This is a genomic window from Nocardia sp. NPDC050413 (assembly GCF_040655475.1).
In the GTDB taxonomy this organism is placed as follows: Bacteria; Actinomycetota; Actinomycetes; order Mycobacteriales; family Mycobacteriaceae; genus Nocardia; species Nocardia coubleae.
The window spans coordinates 548,034-565,411 of sequence record NZ_JBFAJZ010000002.1 but is presented as its reverse complement, the minus strand read 5'-3'; the positions used below and the strand labels follow the sequence as shown (position 1 = coordinate 565,411).

Annotated in this window: 15 protein-coding genes and 1 tRNA gene; 10 read left to right on the top strand and 6 right to left on the bottom strand. The window is 68.7% G+C overall.

The window, feature by feature from the left end:
- Positions 1-404: 404 nt before the first annotated feature.
- Together AB0I19_RS08630 and AB0I19_RS08625 are read left to right on the top strand one after the other, a co-directional pair.
- The gene (locus tag AB0I19_RS08630; RefSeq protein WP_357146178.1) at positions 405-1,796 is read left to right on the top strand and encodes a hypothetical protein; all 1,392 of its coding nucleotides are present in this window, start codon (positions 405-407) and stop codon (positions 1,794-1,796) included.
- Complete coding sequence (locus AB0I19_RS08625) at positions 1,793-2,458, top strand: class F sortase (protein WP_357146175.1); 666 nt, start codon at positions 1,793-1,795, stop codon at positions 2,456-2,458. The genes AB0I19_RS08630 and AB0I19_RS08625 overlap by 4 nt, the downstream gene beginning before the upstream one ends.
- A 46-nt stretch (positions 2,459-2,504) precedes the next feature.
- Here the strand turns inward: AB0I19_RS08625 and AB0I19_RS08620 are convergent, their stop codons facing one another.
- Together AB0I19_RS08620 and AB0I19_RS08615 are read right to left on the bottom strand one after the other, a co-directional pair.
- The gene (locus AB0I19_RS08620) at positions 2,505-3,866 is read right to left on the bottom strand and encodes an NlpC/P60 family protein (protein WP_357146172.1); all 1,362 of its coding nucleotides are present in this window, start codon (positions 3,864-3,866) and stop codon (positions 2,505-2,507) included.
- A 328-nt stretch (positions 3,867-4,194) separates the two neighbouring features.
- Positions 4,195-4,746 carry a DUF6676 family protein gene (locus AB0I19_RS08615; protein ID WP_357146169.1) on the bottom strand — a complete coding sequence of 184 codons (552 nt, stop codon included), beginning with the start codon at positions 4,744-4,746 and terminating at the stop codon, positions 4,195-4,197.
- 302 nt (positions 4,747-5,048) lie between these two features.
- Between AB0I19_RS08615 and acnA the strand changes: the two genes are divergently transcribed.
- From acnA to AB0I19_RS08600, 3 genes are all read left to right on the top strand, one after another.
- On the top strand, positions 5,049-7,844 hold the full coding sequence (gene acnA / locus AB0I19_RS08610; RefSeq protein ID WP_357146167.1) for an aconitate hydratase AcnA: 2,796 nt from the start codon (positions 5,049-5,051) through the stop codon (positions 7,842-7,844).
- A gap of 132 nt (positions 7,845-7,976) precedes the next feature.
- Positions 7,977-8,546 carry a helix-turn-helix domain-containing protein gene (locus tag AB0I19_RS08605; RefSeq protein ID WP_357146164.1) on the top strand — a complete coding sequence of 190 codons (570 nt, stop codon included), beginning with the start codon at positions 7,977-7,979 and terminating at the stop codon, positions 8,544-8,546.
- 17 nt (positions 8,547-8,563) lie between these two features.
- Positions 8,564-8,640 (top strand) — tRNA-OTHER (locus AB0I19_RS08600).
- Positions 8,641-8,649: 9 nt separating this feature from the next.
- On the opposite strand, the gene AB0I19_RS08595 is transcribed toward AB0I19_RS08600, so the two are convergent.
- Positions 8,650-9,195, bottom strand: a complete 546-nt coding sequence (locus AB0I19_RS08595; RefSeq protein ID WP_357146161.1) for a MarR family transcriptional regulator — start codon at positions 9,193-9,195, stop codon at positions 8,650-8,652.
- A 65-nt stretch (positions 9,196-9,260) separates the two neighbouring features.
- On the opposite strand from AB0I19_RS08595, the gene AB0I19_RS08590 reads away from it, so the two are divergent.
- The 4 genes from AB0I19_RS08590 (at position 9,261) to AB0I19_RS08575 (ending at position 11,965) form a co-directional block, all read left to right on the top strand.
- Entirely contained in the window at positions 9,261-9,752 is a 492-nt protein-coding gene (locus AB0I19_RS08590) for a cupin domain-containing protein (protein WP_357146159.1), read from the top strand.
- Between the two features lie 82 nt (positions 9,753-9,834).
- On the top strand, positions 9,835-10,254 hold the full coding sequence (locus tag AB0I19_RS08585; protein WP_067635978.1) for an acyl-CoA thioesterase: 420 nt from the start codon (positions 9,835-9,837) through the stop codon (positions 10,252-10,254).
- A 318-nt stretch (positions 10,255-10,572) separates the two neighbouring features.
- Positions 10,573-10,989, top strand: coding sequence for a hypothetical protein (locus AB0I19_RS08580; protein WP_357146156.1), 417 nt, complete (start codon positions 10,573-10,575; stop codon positions 10,987-10,989).
- A 16-nt stretch (positions 10,990-11,005) separates the two neighbouring features.
- Complete coding sequence (locus AB0I19_RS08575) at positions 11,006-11,965, top strand: hypothetical protein (RefSeq protein WP_357146153.1); 960 nt, start codon at positions 11,006-11,008, stop codon at positions 11,963-11,965.
- On the opposite strand, the gene AB0I19_RS08570 is transcribed toward AB0I19_RS08575, so the two are convergent.
- Together AB0I19_RS08570 and AB0I19_RS08565 are read right to left on the bottom strand one after the other, a co-directional pair.
- Positions 11,966-12,235 carry a helix-turn-helix domain-containing protein gene (locus AB0I19_RS08570; protein ID WP_084456389.1) on the bottom strand — a complete coding sequence of 90 codons (270 nt, stop codon included), beginning with the start codon at positions 12,233-12,235 and terminating at the stop codon, positions 11,966-11,968.
- A 142-nt stretch (positions 12,236-12,377) separates the two neighbouring features.
- The gene (locus AB0I19_RS08565) at positions 12,378-14,009 is read right to left on the bottom strand and encodes an ABC-F family ATP-binding cassette domain-containing protein (protein WP_067493732.1); all 1,632 of its coding nucleotides are present in this window, start codon (positions 14,007-14,009) and stop codon (positions 12,378-12,380) included.
- A gap of 149 nt (positions 14,010-14,158) precedes the next feature.
- Between AB0I19_RS08565 and AB0I19_RS08560 the strand changes: the two genes are divergently transcribed.
- Complete coding sequence (locus AB0I19_RS08560; protein WP_067493730.1) at positions 14,159-14,923, top strand: SDR family oxidoreductase; 765 nt, start codon at positions 14,159-14,161, stop codon at positions 14,921-14,923.
- A 35-nt stretch (positions 14,924-14,958) separates the two neighbouring features.
- On the opposite strand, the gene AB0I19_RS08555 is transcribed toward AB0I19_RS08560, so the two are convergent.
- Positions 14,959-17,316, bottom strand: a complete 2,358-nt coding sequence (locus tag AB0I19_RS08555; RefSeq protein WP_357146148.1) for an MMPL family transporter — start codon at positions 17,314-17,316, stop codon at positions 14,959-14,961.
- Positions 17,317-17,378 lie beyond the last annotated feature (62 nt).

Genomic DNA, 17,378 nt, shown 5'->3' with positions numbered 1-17,378 from the left:
ACTATTCCATTGAATCGCCCGGTGCGCCGCAACCGGCCAGGAGTGAACGCGAATTCGTCGTACTACCCGGCCCGGCTCGATATGCCCGCCACCCTACGCACAGGGGTCACCGCTCGCCCGTCCGACGCGAGGGGGACCCGCTGTGAGGAAGAGCAACGGATCACAGCCGCAAATAGTCGGCAACATGATTCGGCTCGCATTCGTTAACCCAGGTAACGGTTTGCGTTCGGTTGCCATGCAAACCGCAGGTCGCGCCGCCGTCCCGGTAGGCAGTGTTCTCAAACACACCCCTACCTGGTATTTCACCGCGCTCGTGACGAGTTTTATGGCGTGTATCCGGAGCTGGTTTCGGATATCGGACCAGTTCCGGTCTGGCGGATTGTTCTTTCCAAGAAGGTGACCTCATGCAGCCGTACTCCCCCTTCAAGTTCCCCAGAAGTTTGCTGTCGTTGGCGGTTCTGGCCACTGCCACCACCTTCGCGCTCGCCGCGGCACCTCCCGCAGGCGCCGACCCCCTGAACTTGCCCGGCATCATCGGGCTCGACACCGGCTCGGCTGGTCTCGGCTCCGCGCTCGGCAGCGTAAACCCGGGCGCGGGCGCCCAACTCGGCTCGGCCACGGGCAGTTCCGAACCTCTCGGTCTCGGTGTGGGCAGCGCCGGAGGAGCAGCTGACGCGCCGACCACCGGCAGCACTCTCGGAGCGGGCAGCTCCGCTCTGGATGCCGGTGGCGCCTTGGCCACCGGCAGCGCCGAAGCCCTCGGCACCGGCAGCGCGATCGGTGCGGGCAGCGCCGAAGCCCTCGACACCGGTAGCGCAGTCGGTGCAGGCAGCGCCGGAGCGTTGGGCACCGGTAGCGCACTCGGCGCAGGCAGCGCCGAAACACTCGGGGCCGGTAGCGGTCTGGCCGCAGGCAGCGCTGAAGCACTGGGTGCGGGAAGCGCGCTCGGCGCGGGGTCCGCGGCGAGCCTGCTCGCCTCGGGCAGTGCCGCCACAGGCAGTAGCGCGGCATCCGGCCTCGGGGTCCTGCTTGCTCTGCTCGACGGCGGCAGCGCGGCGGCGACCGGCAGCGCTGGGGTCGCCCTCGGCACCCTGTTGGGCACGGGAAGCGCGGCCGGTGCCCTCGGACTCGGCAGCAGCTCGGAAACGCTCGCCCTGATCCTCGGAATCGGCAGCGCAGGCGTCGGCAGCGCGGCCACCGGCAGCGCGGGAGTCGGCAGCGAAGCGCTCGGCACAGGCAGCGCACTCGGGGCGGGCAGTGCGGCCACCGGCAGCGCTGCACTCGGCGCAGGCAGTGCGGCCACCGGCAGCGCAGCACTCGGCACAGGCAGCGCACTCGGGGCGGGCAGCGCGGCGACAGGGAGCGCGCTGGCGGCGGGCAGTGCGGCAGTCGGCAGCGCGGCGCTCGGGAGCCTGGGAGCTGGGGGTGCGCTACTGGGGGCGGGCTCCGGTGGTGCGACGCAGAGGGCGCCGGAAGCGGGTGAGCCCGCGGCTCCGGGTGGCCCCGGAACCGCAGCCGTGCCCGCGCTGCCCGGGCACGCGTCGGGCGACGGTGGCGCGGGACCCCAGGCGAGCAGCGGTGCGGACGGATCGCCGCGAAACCTGCCGACCGCAGCCGGCGACTCGCAGGCGCGGAACGGGTACGCGTCGGCGTCGGGCGCTCCGGAGACCGGCTCGGGTGGACGGCTGCTCGACGAGCGGTTGCCGCTGGCGGGACTCGGGCTGCTCGCACTGCTCGGCGCGGCCCTGGCGGCTGTGTGGAGCCGACGTTCCGGACAACGAAACAGCTTGGCATGACGGCCCATCCACCGACCTCGACGTGGTCCAGATCCTCGGTGGCCGCGCTGGTCGGGGCCACCCTGGTCGCGGTGGCGGCGGGGCTGTTCGTCCTCGCCGCGACCAGCGAGCCGCGACAGGCAGCATCGCCTCCGGCGGGCACGGCGACGACAGCCGCCGTCGCCGTCCCCGCCGCGCAGCCGCTGGGCAGATCGGCACCGGTGCGACTACGCATCCCCGAGCTCGGATTGGACACGACACTTGGCACCAGCGGCACCACCGCGACAGGAGCTCTCGCGGCACCGGCATATTTCGACCACGCGTCATGGTTCTCGCCCGGTGCCAGTCCCGGTGAGGCCGGTGCCGCGGTGATCCTCGGCCACGTCGACTCGGCGGACGGTCCCGCGGTCTTCTTCCACCTCGGTGAGCTGACCGCAGGTGCCGAAATCCTGGTGACCAGACAGGACGGCAGCGTCACCCGTTTCGTCGTCGACCGCACGGAAGTCGTGGCGAAGGACCGATTCCCCACCGATCGTGTGTTCGCCGCCGACGATGCCGCACACCTGCGACTCATCACCTGTGGCGGGTCGTTCGACCGAGACGAACGGCGGTACCTGTCGAACGTGATCGTCTCCGCGACGATGACCGAAGTCGTGCGCCCTCCCGCCGCGATCGGTCACTGAATACGGCGGGCTCGGCCGCGACCACGCGCGCCGAGCCCGCTGCCGCTCACTCGGTGACGATGCGCACCGCGTACGGCATGATGCCGCCTTCGCGCACGGGCGAAATCTTCACCACGTCACCGGATTCGGGCGCCTCGATCATCGTCCCGTCGCCGAGGTAGAGCGCGACGTGCTGGCTGCCGCCGGGGCCCCAGAACAGCATGTCGCCGCGTTCGCGTTCCTCGACGGGGACCCGGGTGCCCGCGTTGTACTGGTAGCCGCTGTAGTGCGGCAGCAAGACACCGATGCCCGCGAAGGCGTAGAGCATCAGGCCGGAGCAGTCGAAGCCGACCTTGTTGTAGTCGCCGTGCGAGTCGCCGACGCCGCCGTCGCGGATGCCGAGGGTGGGTCCTTCCTCGTCGCCACCGCCCCAGGCGTAGCTCACGCCGAGCTGGGACATGGCGCGGTCGATCACGGTCTCGATCGCGGCCGAGCCGGTGACCTGCGGTGTCGTCGATCGGGGTTTGGATTTTCGCGGTGCGGTCGGTGTCGATTCCAGGTCGGTGTGCGGGCGCTGGTCCTCGCCGAGGCGGGCGGCACGGTCGCGGGCGGCCTGGTCGGCGGCGGCGCGGGCGGCGGCCGCGTTGGCGGCGGCGAGCAGGGCGGAGAGCTGGGCCTTCTGCTGATCGTCCCAGTCGAGGAAGATCTCGCGCTGACTCTGCAGGCCTGCCACCGTCGAGCGGGCGGTGTCGAGGGCGATCTGGGCGGCGGCGCGGTCGCGCTGGAGGGTGTCACGGGCGGCGGCCTGGTTGGCGAACTCGGCCTCGGCGACGTCGACGGCGGCCTGGGCGGCGTGCTTCTTCTGTTCGGCCGCACTCGCGGCGGCATCGGCGTCGGCCTTGGCCTGGCGGGCCGCGGCGTTCTGGTTGGCCTGGGCGATCTGGGCGCGTCGCAGATCGTCGAGCACCTGGCGCTGATTCTTCGACACCATGCTCAGCACCTGCGCGCGATCCATCGCCGCGTCCGGCGTGGACGACGCGAAATAGGTGACCACCGAACTGGACGACGGACGCACATAGGCCTGGGTGGCCAGCTGATCGAAATCGCCTCGGGCGGCGACGACTTTCGCGCCGACGTCGGCGAGCTGGGTCTGCGTGTCGGCCACGGCGGCGGCCGCCGCGCCTGCGGCGTCGCGAGCCGTCTGCAGATCGACGAGCGCCTGGTTGACGGCCTCACGCTTGCCCGCGAGGGCGTCGTCGAGGGCACGCAATTGCTGATCGGCGGCGGCTACCCGGTTGATGAGGGCGCCGATCTCGCCGACGCGCGCGTCGACCTCGGCGCCCGCGCCCGCGATCTCGCTGTCGGACGGGTTCGGCGGTGGCGGCGGTACGGCCGCCGTCGGACCCGCGGTCACGACGACAGCCAGCACCGCCAGCAATCCTATCGCTACCCGTAACCGCCCTGGTTGATCCTGCCCGCTCGCACCGCGCACGGCACCTCCGAGTGACTCGACTCGACATACGCCACTGGCGCATCAGCCGACTCAGCGACCCCAAGGGTCGACCAATGCCCCCTGTACCACTGCTTTCCCGATCGCGATCATCGCTACCGTACGACACATATTTCACAAAGGAAACAACTGCCACGGCATGACGGGACACCAATTCGGAGATTGCCCGGCGTTAGCCTGAGGTGCGCCATGTTTCGGCCCACAGAAACAGACCGAAGGTTTGGAAATGTGACTGGAGAGAAACCAGTTAACGGAGAGAACCCGCATCGTCGCCCGCGGCGACGACCGCATCGTCGTCCGGGCCACGCCGGGCCTTCACGAAGTAGAGCCCCGCGATCACCAGGACGGTCAGCGCCAGCATCACGCCGGTGACGGCGCCCCACGACACACCCTCGGGCTGCTCGAGGCGGCCGACGAACGCCGACACGGCCTCCTCCGGGTGGTTGCCCCGGTACTTGGCCACGTCCTCGGCCCACTCGAGCCGGACACGACTGATGTCGTCGCTGTAGGTGCCGATCCAGTCGTCACTGAGCACCGCGACCGTGCCCTCGGCGTTCTTGCCCAGCTCGGTGGCCAGGTCACGTAGGCTCGAATCGTGGCCGGGATTACCGGGAACGACGACAACACTGAGCGGAATGCCGTCCGCACGCGCCTCGGCGACGATCGCGGCCAGTTCCTGCTGATCCTTGCCCTTGGGCGCGGCCACGTGGTTGTCGGCGAGGTCGGAGCGGAGACTGCCCAGATCCGTGTTCGGCGGCAGTTCGACGGCCATCGGCGCAAAGGTGTGCAAGACGGTCATTTTCCATCCGGTCTGTCGAGCCCCGGTCGCGATGCGACGGGCATCCAACACTGCCAAGGTGAGCGTCACTGCGTCTGTCCCCGACTCGCTCGACAGGCACAGTACGCGACGGCGCGCGGGAACCGGTCGCCACGGCACGCCATGAGCTGACGCGGCGCCCCGATTATTTCATAGGACAAGCGTACTGTTAGGCTCGTACGGCGAGGAAACCGGCATCTCACGGCGCCGGATCCCCCTCCGAAGACGCGAGCCGCCGGCACAGCCCCGCCGGCGGCACACCCTCACCAATGAGTGGAGCTGACGTGACGAAGAGTATCGATACCTTCGGCGCCAAAGGCACGCTCGAGGTCGGAAGCAACTCCTACGAGATCTTCCGTCTCTCGGCTGTTCCCGGCACCGAGAAGCTGCCCTACGCCCTGAAGGTGCTGGCGGAGAACCTGCTGCGCACCGAAGACGGCGCCAACATCACCGCCGATCACATCCGCGCGATCGCGAACTGGGACCCCTCGGCGCAGCCGAGCGTCGAGATCCAGTTCACCCCCGCGCGCGTGATCATGCAGGACTTCACCGGCGTGCCCTGCATCGTCGACCTGGCCACCATGCGTGAGGCCGTCACCGTCCTCGGTGGCGACCCGAGCAAGGTCAACCCGCTCTCCCCCGCCGACATGGTCATCGACCACTCGGTGATCCTCGACGTCTTCGGCCGCGCCGACGCCCTCGAGCGCAACGTCGACCTCGAGTACGAGCGCAACAGCGAGCGTTACCAGTTCCTGCGCTGGGGCCAGGGCGCCTTCGACGACTTCAAGGTCGTCCCCCCGGGCATGGGCATCGTGCACCAGGTCAACATCGAGTACCTGGCGCCCACCGTCATGGTCCGCAACGGCCAGGCCTACCCCGACACCTGTGTGGGCACCGACTCGCACACCACCATGGTCAACGGCCTCGGTGTGCTGGGCTGGGGCGTCGGCGGCATCGAGGCCGAGGCCGCGATGCTCGGTCAGCCGGTCTCCATGCTCATCCCGCGCGTCGTCGGCTTCAAGCTCAGCGGTGAGATCAAGCCGGGCGTCACCGCCACCGACGTGGTGCTCACCGTCACCGACATGCTGCGCAAGCACGGTGTGGTCGGCAAGTTCGTCGAGTTCTACGGCAAGGGCGTCTCCGAGGTCCCGCTGGCCAACCGCGCCACCCTCGGCAATATGAGCCCCGAGTTCGGTTCCACCGCGGCGATCTTCCCGATCGACGAGGAGACCATCAACTACCTGCGCCTGACAGGCCGGTCCGACGAGCAGCTCGCGCTCGTCGAGGCCTACGCCAAGGAACAGGGCATGTGGCACGACGCCGACAAGGAGCCGGCGTACTCGGAGTACCTGGAGCTGGACCTGAGCACCGTCGTGCCGTCCATCGCCGGCCCGAAGCGCCCGCAGGACCGCATCCTGCTCAGCGAGTCGAAGTCGGCCTTCCGCGCCGACATCGCCGACTACGTCAGCGGCGACTACACCGCGCTGGACGAGGGTGTCGACGAGACCTTCCCGGCCTCCGACCCGGTCGCCGTTTCGGCCGACCACGCCGGCGACTCCTCGCCCGCCCACTCGGCCGCCAACGGCGCCAAGGGCCGCCCGTCCAAGCCGGTCGCGGTGCGCTCCGCCGAGCACGGTGATTTCGTCCTCGACCACGGCGCCGTCGTCGTCGCGGGCATCACCTCCTGCACCAACACCTCGAACCCGTCGGTCATGCTCGGCGCCGCGCTGCTCGCCCGCAACGCCGTCGAGAAGGGCCTGTCGACCAAGCCGTGGGTGAAGACCAACATGGCGCCGGGTTCGCAGGTCGTCTCCGACTACTACGAGAAGGCCGGCCTGTGGCCCTACCTCGAGAAGCTCGGCTTCTACGTGGGTGGCTACGGCTGCACCACCTGCATCGGTAACACCGGCCCGCTGCCCGAGGAGATCTCGGCCGCGATCAACGACAACGACCTCTCGGTCACCGCCGTGCTGTCGGGTAACCGCAACTTCGAGGGCCGCATCTCCCCCGACGTGAAGATGAACTACCTGGCCTCCCCGCCGCTGGTCATCGCCTACGCGCTCGCGGGCACCATGGACTTCGACTTCGAGACCGACCCGCTCGGCAAGGACTCCGACGGCAACGATGTCTTCCTGAAGGACATCTGGCCCTCGGCCCAGGAGATCGACGACACCATCAAGTCCTCGATCAACCAGCAGATGTTCCGCGACTCCTACGCCACCATCTTCGACGGCGACCAGCGCTGGCAGAACCTGTCCACCCCGGAGGGCGACACCTTCGCGTGGGACGAGAACTCGACCTACGTCCGCAAGGCACCGTACTTCGAGGGCATGAAGATGGATCCCGACCCGGTCACCGACATCAAGGGCGCCCGCGTCCTTGCGCTGCTGGGCGACTCGGTCACCACCGACCACATCTCCCCGGCCGGTCCGATCAAGCCGGGCACCCCGGCCGCGCAGTACCTGGACTCGCACGGTGTGGCCCGCAAGGACTACAACTCGCTCGGCTCGCGGCGCGGTAACCACGAGGTCATGATCCGTGGCACCTTCGCCAACATCCGGCTGCGCAACCAGCTGCTCGACGATGTCTCGGGTGGTTACACCCGCGACTTCACCCAGGAAGGTGGCCCGCAGGCGTTCATCTACGACGCCTCGCAGAACTACCAGGCCGCCGGCATCCCGCTGGTCGTGCTCGGTGGCAAGGAATACGGTTCGGGCTCCTCGCGTGACTGGGCCGCCAAGGGCACCAGCCTGCTGGGCGTGAAGGCCGTCATCACCGAGTCGTTCGAGCGCATCCACCGCTCCAACCTCATCGGTATGGGCGTTGTGCCGCTGCAGTTCCCGCAGGGCGAGTCGGCTCAGTCGCTGGGCCTGACCGGCACCGAGACCTTCGACATCGAGGGCATCACCGCCCTCAACGAGGGTGTCACCCCCAAGACCGTCAAGGTCACCGCCACCGCCGAAGACGGCAAGGTCACCACCTTCGACGCGGTCGTCCGCATCGATACCCCCGGTGAGGCCGACTACTACCGCAACGGCGGCATCCTGCAGTACGTGCTGCGCAACATGATCCGCGGGTAGTTGCCCGATCGGTGGCGCGGTGTCGAACGACGCCGCGCCGCAAGGGCATCCGCTCGGATGCTCTTCGTGCTGTGAGTCCCCCGCCTCGGTGTTCCGGGGCGGGGGTCCGCATATGGCGTCACTGGAGGAATCATGCCCAAGGTCAGCGACGACCACCTCGCCGCCCGCCGCAGCCAGATCCTCGACGGTGCCCGGCGCTGCTTCGCCGAATTCGGCTACGAGGGCGCCACGGTGCGCCGTCTGGAGGAGGCCATCGGCATGTCCCGCGGCGCCATCTTCCACCACTTCCGGGACAAGGACGCCCTGTTCTTCGCGCTGGCCAAGGACGATGCCGAACGGATGGCCGAGGTCGCCGCGAATCAGGGCATCGTGCAGGTGATGCGCGATATGCTCGCCCGCCCCGAGGAATTCAACTGGCTGGGCACCCGCCTCGAGATCGCCCGCCGTGTGCGTACCGATCCCGACTTCCGCGCGGGCTGGACCCAGCGCTCCGCTGAGCTCACCGCCGCGACGCTGGCCCGCCTCGAGCGCCGCAAAGCCGCGGGCGCCCTGCGCGACGACGTCCCCACCGACGTCCTGCTCGGCTACCTCGATCTGGTCCTCGACGGCCTCATCGCCCGCATCGCCTCGGGCCACACCGACGAAAACCTTTCCGCCGTACTGGATCTCGTCGAGGCGTCGGTACGCCGCAAAGAGGACTGAGATACGCTCGTCCCGGCCATGGAGTAGCTCAGTCGGTAGAGCGCCGACTTCCGCAGGACGGATGCCGCGGGTTCGATTCCCGCCTCCATGGCCACCCGAGCGCTCAGCGGGAAGACCGCGTACCTTCATCCCCCGGAGTGGGATCGGGCTCGCTCTCCCACTCTCCCAACAACTTTCGCGCGATCCTGTCGAGCGCTACCTGATCGTCGCGGTCCAGCACCGACAGCATGGCCGTCTCGTTCTCGGTGTGCGCGACGACGACCCGGTCGACCAGTTCTCGACCTTCCTCGGTGAGTGCCACCCGCACGGCCCGCCGATCCACTCGATCCGCGATGCGCCGCACCAGCCCCGCCGCCTCCAACCGGTCGATCCGTCCGGTCATGCCCGCGCGCGACAACATCAGGGTGTCCGCGAGCACCGAGGGATTGAGTTCGAACGGCGCACCCGAACGGCGAAGCGCGGCAAGCACATCGAACTCCCCGCGCTGCAGTCCGTGCGCGGTGAACACGGATTCGATACGGGCTGTGGCGACGTTCAGCAGTCGACCGAGCCTGCCGAACACCGCCATCGCGGCCAGGTCGAGGTCGGGCCGTTCGCGGCGCCACTGTGCGGCGATCGCGTCTACGGCATCGGCGGTCGATTCATCCATGGACAGGATTCTATTCGACACGATATAGTTCGATAGCGAATTATCAACCGACGAACGGAACCGTCATGGACACCCGTGATATCGCCCTCTGCCTACCCGAGGACGCCGAGACACTGGGCAACGACCGCGTCCGCGTACGACTGCTCACCGATTCCGAGGCCAGCGACGGCACGGTGAGCACGGTGGAAGTAACCCTCGACCAGGGCGCCGACGGGGCCGCACCGCACTATCACACCCGCTCCGACGAGCTGTTCTACATCGCCGACGGCGAACTGCAGGTGATGGCGGGCGACCGCATCCTCACCGTCGGCGCGGGCGGATCGCTCGTCGTCCCCCGGCACATGCCACACGCCTTCGGCGCCACCCCCGACAGCGGGGCCCGCATCCTCATCGCGCTCATGCCGGGCGTGCAGCGATTCGACTACTTCCGCCTGCTCGACCGGCTCGCGAAGGGCACGGCGGACCACACCGAATTCCTCGCCGCCCAAGCGGAATTCGACAACTACTTCATCGACGCGCCCGCCTGGACAGCCGAACGCAACGCCCAGCGCCGCTGACCTATACGCGGGTGACGCGAATGTGGGCGAGGTTGCATCGGAATCGGGAACATTCCGCGCGAAGGCGCCGGTTGTACGCTGTATGACGTTCTCGGTACCGGTCCTCGTCCGCGGCTACGAGCTCGACACCCAAGGCCACCTGAACCACGCCGTCTACCACCAGTACGGTGAGCACGCGCGCTGGGAACTCCTGCGCGCGGCAGGCATCCCGCAGGACAAGTTCATCGCCAGCGGCATCGGCGCGGTGGTGCTCGAGTCGACGATCAAGTACAAGCGCGAACTGCGCGGCGGCGACGAAGTCACCGTGACCTGCGCCTTCGACTGGCGCGACGGCGAGAAGGTGTTCCGCTTCCACCACCAGATCATCAAACTCGACGGCACAGTCGCCGCCGAGATCACCGTCACCGCGGGCGCGATGGACCTGACCACCCGCCGACTCGTCGCCGACCCCGCAGGCCACTTCCGCTCCCTCGCCGAGAACCCCGAAATCCTCGGGCTGTGACATAGCGGCTGGCGCCGCGGGACTGCGTGATCAGCAGCGGACGGCGCGGCAGGTATCGGTCGGCAACTTCGCCGGGGTGCCTGACGCGCCGTTGCTGTTTTCGTTTGCTGATCGATTGCCCGTGTCAGGGACCTGCGCGCGCTGCGGTTGCCCGAAATTCTCGTCCTGCTAGGCGATCACGCGCCGCTCGGCGGTTTGCCCGGCGCTCCGTAAATCTCGCGAACGGCCTCGGTGAAAGGTTCGCTCACGTTATGATCCGAAGCGCCTAGAGGGGTTCTGGCAAATCGCGAGCAGACGAGATGATCGGAGTGAGTGCCCATGACCGACGCCATCCACCTCCCCGCTACCGCGTCGTCCCGAAGCCGGGGCCCCGCCTTGCGCGGACAGCTGGTGGCCGAGTCCGAGCGCGATGTCTCGGTCCGCGTCGACGGCGGGACCTGGACCTTCGATCGCCGCGACATCCTGCGGCTCACCGAGGAGCGCGCGGCGGAGGGGCGGCAGGTGCAGGTCGACATCCGGCCCGGCGCCACCGCGGATTTCACCCGTCGGATGCGCGTGGAGCTCGTCGAACGACCCATCACGCTGGCCCAGGCGCCGTCGGAGGCCCTAGGCGACGAGCAGCTCGCCGAAGCCACCCGCAGCTGGGCGGCGAAACTGCGGATCGCCGAGCGTGGCGGCACCTCAGGGGCGACGTTCACCTTCCACGACGGCATCAACTGCGACAGTCTCGACTGAAACGGCCGACACAGTCATGGAACGCGCGACCGACGCGGTGCTCATCGTCTCCGAAACCGACGACCTGCACGCCGACGCACTCGCCGTCACGTTGCGCGAGCACCACCGCCTCGATCCCATCCGGCTCGACCTGCGCGACTTCCCTTCCGAGACAGGTAGTTTCCGTCTCGACAAGGCCGGAACGAATCGGGCGTTATCGCATGTGCACGGCCTGGACGACGTGCGCGCGGTGTGGTGGCGCAGGCCGCACCCGTGCCGCGTCCCACACGGCGTGCGCGCCGCCGACGACGAATTCCGCCAAGCGGAATGCGACGGTTTCCTCCAGGGGATGCTCTGGTCGATCCCGGCCTACTGGGTGAACGACCCGGCCGCCGAACGCACCGCGAGCCGCAAGATCGTGCAACTCGAAACGGCACACCGGGCCGGTTTCGCCGTCCCGGAAACACTCGTCACCAACGACCCGGACGAGGCCCGCAGTTTCGTCGAATCCCGTTCGGTGCCCGTGGTTTACAAACGCACCGGCACGGGCCGTGGCGAGTTCTCCGAGACACGCATCATCACCCGCCCCGAGCTGGGCCGGCTCACCTCGATCCGTTCGACGCCGACGACCTTCCAGGATTACGTGGACGCCACCTGCGATCTGCGGGTGGTGTGGGTCGACGGCGTCGAATGGGCGGTGCGCATCGATTCTCAGGCAGGTGTCGGCCGCGTCGATTCGCGGCTCGACACCTCGGTGGCGTTCGCACCCGACCGGCTGCCCGCCTCGGTGAGCAAGTCGCTGGCCACGCTGATGGGCGCGCTCGGCCTGAGTTTCGGCGTGGTAGACCTGCGCTTGGGCGTCGACGGCGAGTACTACTTCCTCGAGGTGAATCCGCAGGGCCAGTTCGCCTACCTGGAGATCAAGACGGGACTGCCCCTGTTCACCAGCCTGGCGAATCTGCTGGTGCAGGGTGACGGAGCGGTACCCGGCTGGTGATCAATCGGCAGGATTCTTCCTGCGGTTGGCGCCGCCGCGCCCGCGCAGCTCGACATGCGATTCGACCAGCACATTGTGAATGAAGCCGTACGAGCGGCCGGTCGCCCTGGCCAGGGAGCGGATGCTGGCACCCGCCTCGTACTGCTTCTTCAGCTGGGACTGCAACCTGTCACGGGACTTACCCGTGACCCGGGTGCCCTTCCCCAGCGCGGTCTTGCCTGTCGATGTTGCCTTGGCCGATCGAGCGGCCTGTCTCGCACTGTCGCTCATGGCTTCCTCCGAGTCGCCGAGCAGCTCATTCCAGGCTAGACACTCCGCACCCGGTGATCAACGAAAAACAGTGACGAACCTCACGAAAACCCCGCGAGTTCCCTCGCGACACACCGATCTCCGTGCCGAAGGCGGGTTCTGCTCAGGCGAGATCGATGAGTTCGGCGTACTCGGCCGACCAGTGGTCCTCGGTGCCGTCGGGCAGCAGGATCACCCGTTCCGGGTTCAGCGCCTCGGCCGCGCCCGGGTCGTGGGTCACCAGCACCACCGCGCCCGCGTAGGTGCGCAGCGCGTCGAGGACCTGTTCGCGCGAGACCGGGTCGAGGTTGTTGGTCGGCTCGTCGAGCAGCAGCACATTGGCCGCCGAGGAGACGAGACCGGCCAGGGCGAGACGGGTCTTCTCACCACCGGACAGGGTGCCCGCAGGCTGCTCGAGCTGCGGGCCGCTGAACATGAAGGCGCCCAGCAGACTTCGCAGTTCCTGTTCGCCCGCGTCCGGGGAGGCGTGGCGGATGTTCTCCCACACCGTCGCCTGGTCGTCGAGGGTGTCGTGTTCCTGGGCGAAGTAGCCGACCTTGAGACCACGGCCCTGTTCGACACCACCGGCGGTCGGCGTCTCCACCCCGGCGAGCAGTTTCAGCATGGTCGTCTTACCGGCGCCGTTGAGGCCGAGCACCACCACGCGAGATCCCTTGTCCACGGCGAAGTTCACGCCGGTGAAGATCTCGAGCGAACCGTAGAGCTTGGTCAGGTCCTTGACCATGAGCGGAGTCTTGCTGCACGGCGCGGGTTCGGGGAACCGGATGCGGGCCACCTTGTCGGCCACGCGCACGTCGTCGAGTTCGGAGATCAACCGTTCGGCACGACGCACCATCTGGTGTGCCGCAGCGGCTTTGGTGGCCTTGGCGCCGAGCTTGGCGGCCTGCTGACGCAGCGCGCTCGCCTTCTTCTCCGCGTTGGCGCGCTCGCGGACGCGGCGCTGCTCGTCGGTGGCGCGGGCGTCGAGGTACTTCTTCCAGCCCATGTTGTACACGTCGGGCTCACCACGCACGGCGTCGAGGAACCACACCTTGTTGACCACGGCGTCGAGCAGGTCCACGTCGTGGCTGATGACGATGAGGCCGCCGTCGTGGTTCTGCAGGAACCCGCGCAGCCAGGTGATGGAGTCGGCGTCGAGGTGGTTGGTCGGCTCGTCGAGCAGCAGGATGCGGTCGGAGCGCCCGCCGCTGCCGTCGGAGGCGGAGAACAGGATGCGGGCCAGCTCGATGCGGCGGCGCTGACCACCGGACAGGGTGCGCAGCTGCTGGTCGAGGATCCGGTCGGGCAGGCCGAGGCTGTTGCAGATGCGCGCCGCCTCGCTCTCGGCGACGTAGCCGCCGAGGGAGGAGAACTGGTCTTCCAGGCGCCCGTACTTGCGGATGGCCTTCTCGCGTTCGGCGTCGTCGGCGACCTCGGCCATGCGCAGCTGCTGCTTTTCCATGTCGCGGATCAGCGCGTCGAGACCGCGGGCCGACAGCACCCGGTCGCGGGCGATCACGTCGAGATCGCCCTCCTTGGGATCCTGCGGCAGGTAACCGATCTCGCTGGAGCGCGTGATCTTCCCGGCGTAGGGCTCGCCCTCACCCGCGAGGATGCGCAGGGTGGTGGTCTTGCCCGCGCCGTTGCGCCCGACCAGTCCGATCCGGTCGCCGGACTGCACCCGCAGCGCCGGCCCGGGGGCCGAGAGCAGGGTGCGGACTCCGGCCCGGACCTCCAGGTCGGTCGCCGTGATCACAGAGCTTCTCCTCGATGTCGAAAGCAGATGGTCGCCGAACCGCCTCCATGGTGCACCGACGGTTCCGGCAAGAACCACTTATTTTACCGCCCCGCCGCCGGCGCCTCGAACCTGGCGCCGACGGATGTGAGCGTGGTTACTCTCGTCGCATGACTACCGATCTAGTTGGCCGTACCGCTCTCGTCACCGGCGCCAGCCGGGGCATCGGCTTGGCGACGGCCGCCGAACTGCTGCGCGCGGGCGCGAATGTGCTGATCACCGCCCGCAAACCCGAACCGCTGGAAGCCGCCGCGCAGGAGTTGCGCGCCCTCGGGCACAAGGGCCAGGTGAGCACCGTCGCGGGCAACTCCGGTGATGCCGACGCGCGGGCGGAGGCCGTGTCCCGGGCGGTCACCGAGTTCGGTTCGCTCGACATCCTGATCAACAACACCGGCATCAACCCGGTGTTCGGTGCGCTGATGGACGCCGATCTCGGTGCCGTGAGCAAGATCTTCGACGTGAACGTCGTGGCCGCGCTCGGCTATGTCCAGCAGGCCTACAAGGCGTGGATGGCTGAGCACGGCGGTGCGGTGGTGAACGTGGCGAGCGTGGCCGGTATCCGCTCCTCGGGGGTGATCTCGGCCTACGGTGCCTCCAAGGCGGCGCTGATCCGGCTCACCGAGGAACTGGCGTGGCAGCTCGGCCCGAACATCCGGGTGAACGCGGTGGCGCCCGGTGTGGTGAAGACCAAGTTCGCCGATGCCCTGTTCTCCGCCGACGAGGAACGGGCGGCGAGCGTGTATCCGATGAAGCGCCTGGGCTCCCCCGAGGACGTGGCGCGCCTGATCACCTTCCTGGTGTCGGACGAGGCGTCCTGGATCACCGGCGACTGTGTTCGCGTCGACGGCGGGCTGCTGGCCACCGGCGGCATCTGAAACCGGGGGTGGGGGCAGGCTCGCCCCCACCCCGCTCAGTCTTCGCGGGCGCCCGCCAGCGCCTCGTCACCCTTGGCGGCGGCACGCTCGGCCTCGGCGCGCGCGAGCGGATCGTCGCCCTTGGCGGCGGCGCGTTCGGCCTCGGCGCGGGCGAGCGGGTCGATCACCTCGACGGTCGGCTTTCCGGTGACGCCGAGCGGATCACGCACCGGCACCGGGTGATTCGCGCGCGAGCCACCCTCGTCGAGACCCCACCGGTCGTGCAGCCTGCGCAGGAAGTCCGGTGCGTACCAGTTGGCCTGGCCGAGCACCTTCATCGCGGCGGGCAGCAGGAACCCGCGGACGAGGGTGGCGTCCACGATCACCGCCAGCGGCAAACCGATGCCGAATGCCTTCATGAAGGTGATGTCGGAGGCCAGGAAACCGAGGAACACCAGCGAGATCAGGATGGCGGCCGCGGTGACGATGCGCCCGATCCGTTCCAGGCCGAGCGCGACGGCCGCCTCGTTCTTGCCGGTGCGGTCGTACTCCTCGCGGATGCGCGAGAGCAGGAACACCTGGTAGTCCATCGCCAGGCCGAACGCGGCGGCGAACAGCATCACCGGAACGGTGGCCGAGAGGTCACCGGTGACGGTGAAGCCGAGCACTCCCGACAGGTGCCCGTCCTGGAAGATCCAGACCAGCGCGCCGAAGGTGGCGGTGAGGCTGAGCGCGCTGAGGATCACCGCGAGCACCGGGAGCACCACGCTGCCGGTGAGCAGGAACAGCACGATCAGCATCAGGATCACCACGAAGGCGAGCGCCCATGGCAGGGCGTCTTCGATGGCGTTGACCGAGTCGACATTGGCCGCCGCGACCCCGCCGATCAGGATCTCGCTCGGAACGTCCTCAGCGCGAAGCTGTTCCACCAGAGTGCCGAGTTCGTGGCTGTCACCGGTGGACGGGACGATCGACAGGTAGGCGGCTCGCTCGGCCCGGAAGCGGGCATTGAGCGCGGTCGGTTCGGCCAGCCGCCCGCCCTGCGCGTAGCTGCCGGTCGCGGTGTCGACGCGGCGCACGTTGTCCAGGTCCGACATCGTGCGCGCGATGGCGTCCAATCCCTCGGCGCTGTAGGCACTGTCGGGCAGGACCGCGACCAGGGTGTCCTGGTCGCGGTCGCCGAAGTCGCGCTGCACGGTCTCGGCGACCTGCCGCGAATTCATCGACGGAGGAAGCACCCGTTCGTCCGGGAAGCCGAGTTTCACCCCGAGGAACGGGGTGCCCAGCAGCAACAGCACCGCGGCGACGGCGAGCCCGATCGGGATCGGTTTGCCCATGACGGCGGTGGCCAGTTTGTGCCAGGCGCCCTCGCCCGGAGCGGGCCGAGGCGCGCGCAGGAACCACCAACCGAGCTGACCACGGTCGATATTGGTGCCGAGCAGCAGCAGGATCGCGGGCAGCACGGTCAGCGAGACCACGGCGGCCAGGCCCGCGACGATCACGCCCGCGTACCCCATCGACCGGATGGCCAGCAGCGGGAAGAACACCAGACCCGCCAGCGCCACCGCGACGGTGAGCGCGGAGAACGCGACGGTGCGGCCCGCCGTGCGCAGGGTGGCGCGCACCGCGTCGGCCGGGTTGCGGCCCTCGGTGAGTTCGTCGCGGTAGCGGTTGACGATCAGCAGGCTGTAGTCGATGGCCAGGCCGAGCCCGAGCAGGGTCGCCACATTGGTCGCGGTGACCGCGAGCGGGGTGAACACCGCGAGCAACCACAGCGTGCCCATCGTCATCAGCACGGTGACCACGGCGACCAGCAGCGGCAGGCTCGCCGCGACCAGCCCACCGAACACGAACAGCAGCGCCAGCAGCGTGAGCGGGAACGCGATGGCCTCGCCCTTGACGATGTCGGTCTTGCTCTGTTCGACGGTCTCGTGCATGAGCATCGCGAAACCGCCCACGCGGACCCGCAGTTCGCCCTGGGTGCCCGCGAGATCGGCGGCGACGGCGGCGACCCGTTCGTCGATCTCGCGTTCGCTGCCGAGGACCGTGGCCACGATCAGGCCCTGTTTGTTGTCGATGCTGCGCAGCGCGGGCTGGTGGGTCGTCCAGTAGGACAACACGTCGGTGATGCCGGCGCGTTCCTGCAGGTTGGCGACGAGCGCTGTCGCGGCGGCGGTGGACTCGGGGTCGTCGACCGAGTCCTCGGTTTCCACCAGCAGCACCAGATTCGGTGGGCCCTGGCCGAATTCGTCGCGCAGCACGTCGAGCGCCCGGCTGGACTCGCTGCCGCTGTCGGTGTAACCGCCGCCCTCCACCCGGTCGAACAGCGTCGCGCCGAGTGCTCCGAGCACCAGCGCGAGCACCGCGAAAACACCGAGCACCCAGCGGCCACGCCGCTTGGTGAATTCGAACACCGGTATACCCCTGTCTCGTCGAGCAACACTGCGGCACGCATCTCGACGTGCGGTATTCGGTG

What these genes read in the sequence shown, in the direction of transcription:
- AB0I19_RS08595 (WP_357146161.1), bottom strand. Translation starts at nt 9,195, where the DNA reads ATGGATGAATCGACCGCCGATGCCGTAGACGCGATCGCCGCACAGTGG.
- AB0I19_RS08570 (WP_084456389.1), bottom strand. Translation starts at nt 12,235, where the DNA reads ATGAGCGACAGTGCGAGACAGGCCGCTCGATCGGCCAAGGCAACATCG.
- AB0I19_RS08580 (WP_357146156.1), top strand. Translation starts at nt 10,573, where the DNA reads ATGACCGACGCCATCCACCTCCCCGCTACCGCGTCGTCCCGAAGCCGG.
- AB0I19_RS08590 (WP_357146159.1), top strand. Translation starts at nt 9,261, where the DNA reads ATGGACACCCGTGATATCGCCCTCTGCCTACCCGAGGACGCCGAGACA.
- AB0I19_RS08575 (WP_357146153.1), top strand. Translation starts at nt 11,006, where the DNA reads ATGGAACGCGCGACCGACGCGGTGCTCATCGTCTCCGAAACCGACGAC.
- AB0I19_RS08630 (WP_357146178.1), top strand. Translation starts at nt 405, where the DNA reads ATGCAGCCGTACTCCCCCTTCAAGTTCCCCAGAAGTTTGCTGTCGTTG.
- AB0I19_RS08625 (WP_357146175.1), top strand. Translation starts at nt 1,793, where the DNA reads ATGACGGCCCATCCACCGACCTCGACGTGGTCCAGATCCTCGGTGGCC.
- AB0I19_RS08560 (WP_067493730.1), top strand. Translation starts at nt 14,159, where the DNA reads ATGACTACCGATCTAGTTGGCCGTACCGCTCTCGTCACCGGCGCCAGC.
- AB0I19_RS08585 (WP_067635978.1), top strand. Translation starts at nt 9,835, where the DNA reads ATGACGTTCTCGGTACCGGTCCTCGTCCGCGGCTACGAGCTCGACACC.
- AB0I19_RS08605 (WP_357146164.1), top strand. Translation starts at nt 7,977, where the DNA reads ATGCCCAAGGTCAGCGACGACCACCTCGCCGCCCGCCGCAGCCAGATC.
- AB0I19_RS08615 (WP_357146169.1), bottom strand. Translation starts at nt 4,746, where the DNA reads ATGACCGTCTTGCACACCTTTGCGCCGATGGCCGTCGAACTGCCGCCG.